The organism is Craterilacuibacter sp. (assembly GCF_051659485.1).
In the GTDB taxonomy this organism is placed as follows: domain Bacteria; phylum Pseudomonadota; class Gammaproteobacteria; order Burkholderiales; family Chromobacteriaceae; genus Craterilacuibacter.
The window spans coordinates 1-10,401 of record NZ_JBOFOO010000015.1 but is presented as its reverse complement, the minus strand read 5'-3'; the positions used below and the strand labels follow the sequence as shown (position 1 = coordinate 10,401).

Genomic DNA, 10,401 nt, shown 5'->3' with positions numbered 1-10,401 from the left:
CGTCTACGGTACCGCTGGTATTTGAAGCCGCCGGCTGGGACGAAGGCGTGTATATGGCCGCCACCATGGGATCGGAAACGACGGCGGCCGCGATGGGCGCACAGGGGCAGACCCGGCGTGACCCGTTTGCCATGCTGCCGTTCTGCGGTTACCACATGGGTGATTATTTCAAGCATTGGCTGGAGATAGGCAGCAAGCTTAGCCAGACACCGGGCATCTTCTGTGTAAACTGGTTCCGCGTCGATGATGACGGCCGCTTCCTGTGGCCGGGGTTCGGCGAAAACATGCGTGTGCTGGAGTGGATAGTCGGTCGCGTACAAGGTACTGCTCAGGCTGAGAAAAGCATGCTGGGCTGGATGCCAAGCTACGACGATATTGACTGGAATGGTCTGGATGAAGTCAGCCGCGAGCAGTTCTCCAACTTGATGGCACTGGATATCGAAGCCTGGCGCAAAGAAGTGCTGGCACATGGTGACTGGCTGGCGAAACTGTCTGACAGACTGCCCGCTAATCTGACCGCGCAATGCATGCGCTTGAGTGCCGAACTGGAAAGCTGATATCAAGTCTTTTGCTGCAAGCCAGGCTTTATGCCTGGCTTTTTTGTTATGGGCGGCTTCAGGCCGGTAGCCGCTGGATTTGTTGGGGGGATTGAAAAATAGCGCTTGGCATGGGTTTTTAGGCATTAAATTCCATTAATTATTTTATAAGCATATATATGCGCTATTTTATATCTGTTTGTTGTTTTTAAGTCTTTTTTTGTCTTTAATGCGACATGGGGCTTCTGTCTTGTGATAACTACGATTAGAATTGCGCGGTTTGTTCGGGGGTGGCGAAATGGCGTGTAATCAGACAGTAAATCGGCAAGTTAACGCGGTGATACGCGCTATTGCTGTTTTGTCCGCGACCTTGCCTCTGCCCGGGCAGACTTATTGTTTTTTAAAGAAAAGCTCCTGATTTTTCAGGGGCTTTTTTTTCATCTAATAACATCAAAGCGACAGGAATCAGGAGCCATACCATGACAAATACGCTCTACCGCAAACACATTATTTCCATCCCTGACTTTACCCGTGAGGAGCTGGAACTTGTCGTGGAAACCGCAGGCCGTCTCAAACGCGAGCCGCGCAATGATCTGTTGCAGGGGAAACTGATTGCCAGCTGTTTCTTCGAGCCTTCTACCCGCACCCGCCTCTCGTTTGAAACAGCTGTACAGCGCTTGGGCGGCACCATTATCGGTTTTGCCGATGGCGGCAATACTTCGGCCAAAAAAGGCGAGACGCTGGCCGACTCGCTGAAGATCATCGGCGACTATAGCGATGCAGTGGTAATGCGCCACCCGAAAGAGGGCGCTGCGCGACTGGCCAGTGAATTCTCTGCCGTGCCTATCATCAATGGTGGCGATGGCTCCAACCAGCATCCGACGCAGACCCTGCTCGATCTGTTCTCTATCTATGAAACTCAGGGTACGCTGGAAAACCTGACGATCGCTTTCGTCGGCGACCTCAAGTATGGCCGTACCGTACACTCGCTGACCCAGGCGCTGTCGCTATTCAATGCCCATTTCTTCTTTGTGGCACCGGAAGCACTGGCGATGCCGGACTATATCTGCGAAGAGCTGGACGAGAAGGGCATCAAGTACACGCTGGTCAGCAGCCTGGAAGAGGTGATTCCGGAAATCGACGTGCTGTATATGACCCGCGTGCAGCGCGAGCGCTTTGATGAAGCCGAATTCAAAAAGATACAGGGCCAGTACATCCTCAAAGCCGACATGCTGAAGAATGCGCGCGATAACCTGAAAATTCTGCATCCGCTGCCGCGTGTCGACGAGATTGCCGTTGATGTGGATGCTACACAGTATGCCTATTACTTCCAGCAGGCCAAGAATGGTGTCTACGCACGTCAGGCATTGTTGTCCCTCGTGCTGAACGAAACCGTCTGATAAAAACCGGATACAAGAAAGGACTCACCATGCAATACACCCGCACTGTAGAAGCCCTGAAAGAAGGCACTGTCATCGATCACTTGCCTGCCGGGCAAGGACTGAAAATTTTGCGTCTGTTTCGTCTGGCCGATACCGGCGAGCGCGTCACGGTCGGTTTGAACCTGATCAGCCGCCATATGGGTAATAAGGACATCATCAAGGTCGAAAATGTGGCGCTGACAGCCGAGCAGGCCAACGAGCTGGCATTGTTTGCCCCGCAGGCAACGGTCAATGTGATCGAAAATTTTGATGTAGTAAAAAAGCACAAGCTGGTGTTGCCGGAGACCATCGAGGGCATTTTTGCCTGCCCTAACTCTAACTGCATCTCGCATAATGAGCCGGTTAGCAGCTTTTTCTATGTTAAAGCCCATATAAATGACACAAAGATGCGCTGTAAGTATTGCGAAAAGGTGTTCAGTAAGGATATTGTTGCCGAAGTGCGCTAAGTCGTACGAAGGGTATAGAGGGAAGCAGCATCATAAAGCGCCGCGTTTGACGGTGTAAAAAAGACAAAAGGCGCCGCGGGTCACCGCGGCGCCTTTATGTTGTGTGCCGGACCGGCTAAGCCACCCGACGCTTGCCTTGCTGCTGTTGCAAGTCGTTCAGCAGGAGAGCTATTTTATCGATAACCACGCGGTAGTTGCGCTGTTTGACATGGCCAAAGCCGCGTATGGTATCGAAACTGCACACCAGCTCGCAGATCTGCTCCAGATTGCCGGCATTCAGCAAAGGTAGCAGCGTTGCGATGTGCTGTTCGAACAGGTTAATCAGTTGGCGTTCCAGCTTTCGGTCGTGCTGGTAGCCAAAAGGGTCAAAAATAGAGCCGCGCAGGTATTTAAGCTTGGCCAGCCAGTGCATAGCCTTGAGCATCCATGGGCCAAATGCCCTTTTCTGTTTACCCTCCTTGGCGAGCCATGCCGGTGCCAGATGCAGCACCAGACGATAGTCGCCTTCGAAATTGGCTGCCAGCTGTTTGATGAACTCTCCATCGCTATACAGTCGTGCGACCTCATATTCATCCTTGTAAGCCAACAGTCGGCCATAACTGCGAGCCACGGCCAATGTCAGCCGCTTGCTGGCCGGATTGATGCATTGTTCCGCCTGTTGCACCTGCTCGACCAGCTTGCGATAGCGCGTAGCCAGTGCCGCATCCTGATAGGCGGTCAGTAGCGTACGGTATTGTTTCAGCGTGCCCTCCACCGTTTCACGTGAAACAAATTCCACCACGCGGCCCGGATTGAGCATGCGTGCCAGTAGTTCCGGATGCTGTGCGGCATGGCGGCCCCACTGAAAAGCCTGCTGGTTGAAGGCAACGGCGGCACCGTTGATATGAATGGCCTCCAGAATGGCGGCTTCACTCAAGGGCACACGCCCCTGCTGCCATGCACAACCCAACATGAACATATTGCTGGCGATGGCATCCCCCATGAGTTGGCTTGCATGGCGGGTGGCATTGAGCTCGAAATAATGGCCGGGGCCGACGGCTTCGGTAATGGCCTCTGTCATCGAATGGGCCGGGAAGATCTGGTCGGGGTGGGTTAAAAAAGCACTGGTTTGCGCCTGGTAACTATTAATCACCGCATAACTGAAGCCGCTACGCATTTTGGCCAGCGTTTCTTCCGATGCACTGACAACCAGATCACAGCCCAGCACCAGATTGGCATCGCCTGCCGCAATACGGACGGCGTAAAGTTCGCTTTGCCGGCTGGCAATACGCACATGTGACCACACCGATCCGCCTTTTTGTGCCAGACCGGCCATATCCAGTACGGTAATGGCCTTGCCGTCCAGATGGGCCGCCATGCCCAGTACCTGACCTATGGTCACGACGCCGGTGCCGCCTATACCGGTAATCATGATGCTGTAGGGGGTGTTGAGCGGAGGCAGGGAAGGGGCCGGCAGTGGGGGCAGGCTGGCCATATCGTATTGCTGTGCATCCGGTTTTTTAAGGCGGCCGCCTTCGATAGTGACAAAACTGGGGCAGAAGCCTTCGAGGCAGCTGTAATCCTTGTTGCAGCTGGACTGGTCTATCATGCGCTTGCGCCCTAGCGGCGTTTTCACCGGGATCACCGACAGGCAGCCTGATTTTTCACCGCAATCCCCGCAGCCTTCACAGACGCGCTCATTGATAAACACCCGCCGTGCCGGATCGGGATAGAGGCCACGCTTGCGCCGGCGGCGTTTTTCGGCGGCACAAGTCTGGTCGTGAATCAGGATGGTGACACCGGGCATGACGCGCAACTCCAGTTGCAGGCGCTCGATCTCGCGGCGGTGAAAGACTTCTACGCCGGGTGCCAGTGTCGATAGCAGGCCATGTGCCGCATGGTATTTCTCCGGCTCGTCACTGGTAATCACGATACGGGCGACCCCTTCGGCCGCCAGTTGGCGGGTGATGATGGGTACGTCCAGCTTGCCGTCTACATGCTGGCCGCCGGTCATGGCGACCGCATCGTTGTACAGGATCTTGTAGGTGATATTGACATTGCCGGCTACGGCTGCACGGATAGCCATCAGCCCGCTGTGAAAATAAGTGCCATCGCCCAGATTGGCAAACACATGGGGCGTGGTGGTGAAAGGTGCTTGGCCCAGCCAAGCCACGCCTTCGCCCCCCATCTGGCTGAAGGTCTGGGTGTGCGGTTCTATCCAGGTCGCCATATAGTGGCAACCGATGCCGCCCAGCGCCCGGCTGCCATCCGGCACCTTGGTGCTGGTGTTGTGCGGACAGCCCGAGCAATAGTGCGGCACCCTAGCCAGATTGGCGCGTGGCTTGATGAGCTGGGCTTCTTTATCGGCATAGAACTGCAGGCGCTGCTGTATCAGCGGGCTGTCGACGATGGCAGCCAGCCGGCTGGCAATGGCGCGGGCGATCATCGCCGGCGTCAGCTCTCCGGCGGCGGGCAACAGCCACTCGCCATGCGGCAGCGACCATTCGCCTTTTTCGGCAAACTTGCCCACCACACGCGGGCGTACATCCTCGCGCCAGTTATACAGCTGCTCTTTTAGCTGGTATTCGATGATCTGGCGTTTCTCCTCTACCACCAGTATTTCTTCCAGCCCCTCGGCAAAGTGGCGCACGCCTTCCGGCTCCAGCGGCCAGACCATGCCGACCTTGAAAATGCGCAGGCCGATGTCGGCTGCCAGCGCCTCGTCTATGCCCAGATCGCTTAATGCCTGCATCACATCGAGGTAGCTTTTGCCGGTGGTGATGATGCCCAGTCGCGGCGCCGGCGAGTCCTGCGTGATACGGTTGAGATGATTGGCACGGGCATAGGCCAGAGCCGCATACAGGCGGTAGTGCAGTACCCGCTTTTCCTGGGCCAATGGCGGATCGGGCCAGCGGATATTGAGGCCGTCGGCAGGCAGCTGAAAGTCGTCGGGCCGCACCGACTGAAAGCGCCCGGGTGACACATCGACAATGGCACTGCTTTCTATGGTGTCGGTAATGGCCTTGAGGGCAACCCAGCAGCCGCAGTAGCGGCTCATGGCCCAGCCATGCAGGCCGAAGTCGAGCACTTCCTGCACCCCGGACGGGCTGAGTACCGGAATCATGCTGGCCGCGAGAATATGATCGGACTGATGCGGGAAGGTTGAAGACTTGGCGGCATGGTCATCGCCGCATACCAGCAGAACCCCGCCGTGTGCACTGCTGCCGGCCACATTGCCATGCTTGATCACATCGCCGGAGCGGTCGACGCCGGGGCCTTTGCCATACCACATGGCGTAGACACCTTCGACCTTGGCGCCTTCGAACAAACCCAGCTGCTGGGTTCCCCAGACTGCGGTAGCGGCCAGATCCTCGTTCAGTCCGGCATGGAACAGCACCTTGCTGGCTTGCAGGTGGCTGGCGGCCGCCTGCATCGCGGTATCGACATTGCCCAGCGGCGAGCCGCGGTAGCCGGTGACATAGCCGGCGGTATTGAGGCCCGCCGCAAGGTCAAGTGACTGCTGCATCATGGGCAGGCGCACCAGCGCCTGTATCCCGCTCATCAAGACTTCGCCGCTTGACGCGGTATATTTGTCTTCCAGTCCGGCTTGCCGCATGGTCATGGCGACTCCTTGCTAATGGGCGCTTGTGGCGCGGAGGTCTGTGAACCCGGCCTTGTGAGCCATGGTTTAGTTGTAGCGTCTGTACGGTGATTCATCAGCAAGATAGATAAGCCGCCGCTAAAGGGCAAAATTGTTGACCTTTATCGCTACGGTTTGTGGTTTGTGTGCCAGTGCCGCATGGCGTGGGGCAGGGTATTCATATGTGTTAATGTGGCGGCTGACACCAAAAATATGACGGCTCGCCATGAACTCCTCACCGACTGCCAGTACCCGCCAGGGGCTGGGTTTTGCTGCTGGCGCCTACTTGTGCTGGGGCTTGTTTCCGCTCTACTGGAAGCCGCTGCAAGATGTTTCCGCCTTGCAGATTCTGTGTCACCGCATTGTCTGGTCTGCTTTGCTGCTCGCCATGATTCTGGCCGTGCGCGGGCAATGGGGCTGGCTGGCGCAATCGCTGCGCGACAAGCGGCGCATGGGCTTGCTGGCTGTTTCAGCCACCATGCTGTCGTGTAACTGGCTGGTGTATATCTGGGCGGTCACGCATAACCGGGTGATAGAGGCCAGCCTGGGCTACTTCATCAATCCGCTGGTGAATGTGTTGCTGGGGCGGTTGGTGCTGGGGGAACATCTGACGCGGATACAGACGATAGCCGTCGGGCTGTCGGCGCTGGGTGTGGCTTGGCTGACATTCAGTGTGGGGACCTTGCCATGGATTGCGCTGATACTGGCGATCTCGTTCGGCATTTACGGTTTGCTGCGCAAGACCGCACATCTGCCGTCACTGGAAGGGCTGGCGCTGGAAACCTGGCTACTGTTCCCGCTAGCACTGGGTGCCTTGCTGTGGTTCGAGGGACAGGGGGTGGGGGTATTCGGCCATGCTGCGGCAGATATCAATCTGTTGCTGCTCGGTGCCGGAGTGGTGACCACCATTCCGTTGCTGCTGTTTGGTGCCGGTGCGCGCCGCCTGAGCATGTCGACACTGGGCGTGCTGCAATACCTGTCGCCGACCATGCAGTTTTTACTGGGTGTCTGGCTGTATCAGGAGCCGTTTACCGGTACGCGCATGTTGGGTTACGGCCTGATCTGGAGCGCCTTGCTACTGTATTCCGGTGCCAGCCTGTTTAGTGCCTTGCGCACGCGCCGCACCTGAATCACTGATTGCCGCGTACCCATCCCAGCCATTGGCTAAACAGGGCCGGGTTGATGGCGGCAATCGCCGAGCGCTTCCATAGCGGGCCTTGCCAGTAGTTGTCATTCTCCAGCGTAGCCATATTGCCGCCGGCTTCTTGCAGGATGATGGCGCCGGCGGCGTAGTCCCACAGCCTTTGCCCGCCGTGTAAATAAAGGTCGTAACGGCCGCTGGCCAGATAACACCAGTCCAGCGTACTGGAGCCCATATTACGCTGGCTGGCACAAGGGGCCACACTGTGGATGCGGGAGGTCAGCCGTGCCGAGCGCAGATACTTGATATCGATGCTGGCGATGGCGTCCGAGATCGGCTTTGCCGTTTGTTTGAGCGGTAGCCGGCTGCCGTTCAGGTAGGCACCCAGCCCGCGTTTGGCGTAGAACATCTCGTCCGAAACCGGGTTATAGATCACGCCGATCTCACTTTTGCCATGACGCATCAGGGCTACCGAAATGGCAAAATAGGGCAGGCCATTGACGAAGTTGGTGGTGCCATCGATGGGATCGACTACCCACAAGCCCTCCGGGTTTTCTTGCCACAGGGTGTCCTGTTCTTGTGGCGTCATTTCCTCGCCCAGTACCGGATAGGGCAGTATTTCCGGCAATAGCCTGGCGAGTGCCTGCTGGCAGGCGAGGTCGGCTTCGGTGAACAGTGTGCCGTCATCCTTGCGGCTGGACCCGACGTGCAGGAAGCGCGGCATGACTTCTGTTTGTGCGACTTCGCGCACGACACTGATCACCTGATCGACAACATGCATACTGGCAGCCCTTTGTACGATGCCGGTCAAGCACCGGCTGAACGCTATAATAGCGGACTCATTATATTGCAGCGCGGGTAAAAGACCCGCTCTGAATGTTTATCACGGGATGACCCAATAATGCCAAGGTTTTACGTCGACACGCCACTTTTATCCGATCAGGAATTTTCATTGCCGGAGGTGGTGGTGCGCCATATCCAGGTTTTGCGCCTGCAGGCAGGGGATATCATCACCTTGTTCAATGGCCAGGGGGGCGAATATCCGGCCACTTTGCTGGCTTTGGGCAAGCGCGAAGCGTGCTGCCGGATAGGGGAGCATCTGGGCGCCAGTTGTGAAAGCCCGGTATGGCTGGGGCTGGCACAGGCCATTTCTGCCGGCGACAAGATGGAGTTTACCCTGCAAAAGGGCGTTGAAATGGGGGTCAGTGTCTTCCAGCCCTTATCGACCGAGCGTTCCATCGTGCGCCTGTCCGGTGAGCGCGCGCAAAAGCGGGTCGAGCGCTGGCAGGAAATCGTGGTGTCGGCGTGCGAGCAGTGCGGGCGCAATACCATTCCCGAAGTCCGCCCCATCCTGACGCTGAAAGAATGGCTGGCACAGTTGCCCGAGGCCGACGCCAGGTTGATTCTGTCGCCGCTGGGCGAGCGCAAGCTGGCAGACTTGGCGAATGCGCCGCAAAAGCTATGGCTGATGGCCGGGCCGGAAGGCGGGTTTTCTGAAAAGGAAGAGCAAGCCGCGCTGGTATCGGGCTGGACACCGCTACGGCTGGGGCCGCGCGTACTGCGTACCGAAACGGCAGCATTGGCGGCGGTTGCCGCCGTACAGACGCGTTGGGGAGATTACTGCTGAGCCTCAGGCCTCGCGGTAAACCAGATTGCCGGCAAACAGCAACTCATTGCCGGCGAGTACCGCACTGCTGACCGGCTGGACGCGATCGAAGACAAAATGCCGGCTGCCGCATTGCAAGGTGGCGGGGATGGGGGCATTTTCATAGCGGCCGATAATATCGGCGGAGGGAACGGGCTCCATGCCCTGCGGCAGTTGTATGCCCTGCACCGCTGGCGGGGCATTCGCCGGTTCCATGTCCCAATCCTTGGCATCCTGTACCGGCAGATTGGCAGGTGTTGCCTGACGCAGCCACAGCAGCAGCAGCCATTGTGGCAGCGAGGCTTTATGTACCCGCTTGTCGTCGGTGATGACGCAGCTGACCTTGAATTCGGCTTTACAAGACGGGCAGTGCGCCAGTGCCACGATAAACAGGCGGTTTTGCACCATGGCAGCTTCGCCATCCATGTTTTCTGATTGCACCAGCGTCTTGCATTGCGGGCAATTTTTGGCGAAACGGCTGATGGAACTGCCGTTGGCGAAGCGTATGGGTAAATAGCGTACGATAGGTCCGGACATGCGACGATGTTACCTGCGGTAAATGGCCCAGCCAGTATACCCGAGCCGGCCACCCTATTGCGGCGTATCCCGCTTGCCGGAGGCTACATTTTCAGGTGCAGGGCGCGAAACAGGTGCGAAAGCGTCCAGGCCGGACCTATCAGCAGGAATTGCACATCCTTGAAAAAGGATGGCTTTTTGCCTTCTATCTTGTGACCGTTGACATCCTCCCCGCCCTCTCGCTTGCGCGAGCCAGCCTTGAGGCTGGAAAGGACGGGGATTCCTACTGCGTCTGACTGCTTACGCGGCCAGCTCGCTTCGGTGAGTTCCTGCTGCTGGTGGCATTGCTGCACCACTCACTTCACAGGCTAGCCGGGCGTGTCCCGCCCTTAAAATATTGATCGCGCCGACGGTATCGGCATGATTCTCGTAGCCGCAGTCCACGCATTTGAACAGGGCTTGGGTCTGGCGGTTTTCTGCCGACACATGGCCACAGGCCAGGCAAGTCTGGCTGGTATGGTGCGGTGGTACGGCAATCAGGTATCCACCTTTCCACGCCAGCTTATAGTCCAGTTGTCGCCTGAACTCGCCCCATCCCTGATCCAAGATCGCTTTGTTCAGGCCGGATTTAGCCCGCACATTGCGTCCAGGTTGTTCGACACTGCCGGCTGCTGACTTCGACATATTCCGCACTTTCAAATCCTCAACACAGACAATCGCTTGGTTTTCACTGATGCGGGTTGAGGCTTGGTGCAGGAAGTCTTTGCGGACGTTGCCGATACGGGCATGGAGCTGCTGGACGCGGGCTTTCGCCTTCTTCCAGTTGTTCGAGAATTGGGTTTTCCGGCTCAACGCCTGCTGCGCTTTACGCAAGCGGGCTTGATGCAGTTTGAAGCTGTTGGCCGGGGCGATGAAGCTGCCATCGCTCAAGGTGGCAAAGCGGGCGATGCCCACATCAATACCGACCATGCCGCCTTTCGGCAGCGGGATGGCGACTTCACGCTCGGTCTGGATGGATACAAACCACCTGCCCGCGTGCAGGCTGACGGTGACGTT

Annotated in this window: 9 protein-coding genes; 5 read left to right on the top strand and 4 right to left on the bottom strand. The window is 57.4% G+C overall.

What is annotated here, in order from left to right; genetic code table 11:
- From ACRC1E_RS00450 to pyrI, 3 genes are all read left to right on the top strand, one after another.
- The coding region (locus tag ACRC1E_RS00450) for a phosphoenolpyruvate carboxykinase domain-containing protein (RefSeq protein ID WP_438513139.1) at positions 1–557 on the top strand (557 nt) is incomplete at its 5' end.
- A gap of 458 nt (positions 558–1,015) precedes the next feature.
- Positions 1,016–1,936: an aspartate carbamoyltransferase gene (gene pyrB / locus ACRC1E_RS00445; protein ID WP_438513138.1), complete on the top strand. Its 921-nt coding sequence runs from the start codon at positions 1,016–1,018 to the stop codon at positions 1,934–1,936.
- Between the two features lie 29 nt (positions 1,937–1,965).
- Positions 1,966–2,424, top strand: a complete 459-nt coding sequence (gene pyrI, locus ACRC1E_RS00440) for an aspartate carbamoyltransferase regulatory subunit (RefSeq protein WP_438513137.1) — start codon at positions 1,966–1,968, stop codon at positions 2,422–2,424.
- 115 nt (positions 2,425–2,539) lie between these two features.
- Here the strand turns inward: pyrI and ACRC1E_RS00435 are convergent, their stop codons facing one another.
- On the bottom strand, positions 2,540–6,025 hold the full coding sequence (locus tag ACRC1E_RS00435; RefSeq protein ID WP_438513136.1) for an indolepyruvate ferredoxin oxidoreductase family protein: 3,486 nt from the start codon (positions 6,023–6,025) through the stop codon (positions 2,540–2,542).
- Positions 6,026–6,269: 244 nt separating this feature from the next.
- On the opposite strand from ACRC1E_RS00435, the gene rarD reads away from it, so the two are divergent.
- The gene (gene rarD, locus ACRC1E_RS00430; protein WP_438513135.1) at positions 6,270–7,172 is read left to right on the top strand and encodes an EamA family transporter RarD; all 903 of its coding nucleotides are present in this window, start codon (positions 6,270–6,272) and stop codon (positions 7,170–7,172) included.
- 1 nt (position 7,173) lies between these two features.
- Here rarD and ACRC1E_RS00425 read toward each other — a convergent pair whose 3' ends face one another.
- Positions 7,174–7,965 (bottom strand): inositol monophosphatase family protein, encoded by a 792-nt coding sequence (locus ACRC1E_RS00425; protein WP_438513134.1) that lies wholly within the window; start codon positions 7,963–7,965, stop codon positions 7,174–7,176.
- 120 nt (positions 7,966–8,085) lie between these two features.
- On the opposite strand from ACRC1E_RS00425, the gene ACRC1E_RS00420 reads away from it, so the two are divergent.
- Entirely contained in the window at positions 8,086–8,811 is a 726-nt protein-coding gene (locus tag ACRC1E_RS00420; RefSeq protein ID WP_438513133.1) for a 16S rRNA (uracil(1498)-N(3))-methyltransferase, read from the top strand.
- A 3-nt stretch (positions 8,812–8,814) separates the two neighbouring features.
- On the opposite strand, the gene ACRC1E_RS00415 is transcribed toward ACRC1E_RS00420, so the two are convergent.
- Both ACRC1E_RS00415 and ACRC1E_RS00410 read right to left on the bottom strand, forming a co-directional pair.
- A complete protein-coding gene (locus ACRC1E_RS00415; protein WP_438513132.1) occupies positions 8,815–9,366 on the bottom strand; it encodes a hypothetical protein in 552 nt (183 codons plus the stop codon).
- A gap of 279 nt (positions 9,367–9,645) precedes the next feature.
- Positions 9,646–10,401: RNA-guided endonuclease InsQ/TnpB family protein (locus ACRC1E_RS00410; protein WP_438513131.1), on the bottom strand; the 756-nt coding region annotated here is incomplete at its 5' end.

What these genes read in the sequence shown, in the direction of transcription:
- pyrB (WP_438513138.1), top strand. Translation starts at nt 1,016, where the DNA reads ATGACAAATACGCTCTACCGCAAACACATTATTTCCATCCCTGACTTT.
- pyrI (WP_438513137.1), top strand. Translation starts at nt 1,966, where the DNA reads ATGCAATACACCCGCACTGTAGAAGCCCTGAAAGAAGGCACTGTCATC.
- ACRC1E_RS00435 (WP_438513136.1), bottom strand. Translation starts at nt 6,025, where the DNA reads ATGACCATGCGGCAAGCCGGACTGGAAGACAAATATACCGCGTCAAGC.
- rarD (WP_438513135.1), top strand. Translation starts at nt 6,270, where the DNA reads ATGAACTCCTCACCGACTGCCAGTACCCGCCAGGGGCTGGGTTTTGCT.
- ACRC1E_RS00425 (WP_438513134.1), bottom strand. Translation starts at nt 7,965, where the DNA reads ATGCATGTTGTCGATCAGGTGATCAGTGTCGTGCGCGAAGTCGCACAA.
- ACRC1E_RS00420 (WP_438513133.1), top strand. Translation starts at nt 8,086, where the DNA reads ATGCCAAGGTTTTACGTCGACACGCCACTTTTATCCGATCAGGAATTT.
- ACRC1E_RS00415 (WP_438513132.1), bottom strand. Translation starts at nt 9,366, where the DNA reads ATGTCCGGACCTATCGTACGCTATTTACCCATACGCTTCGCCAACGGC.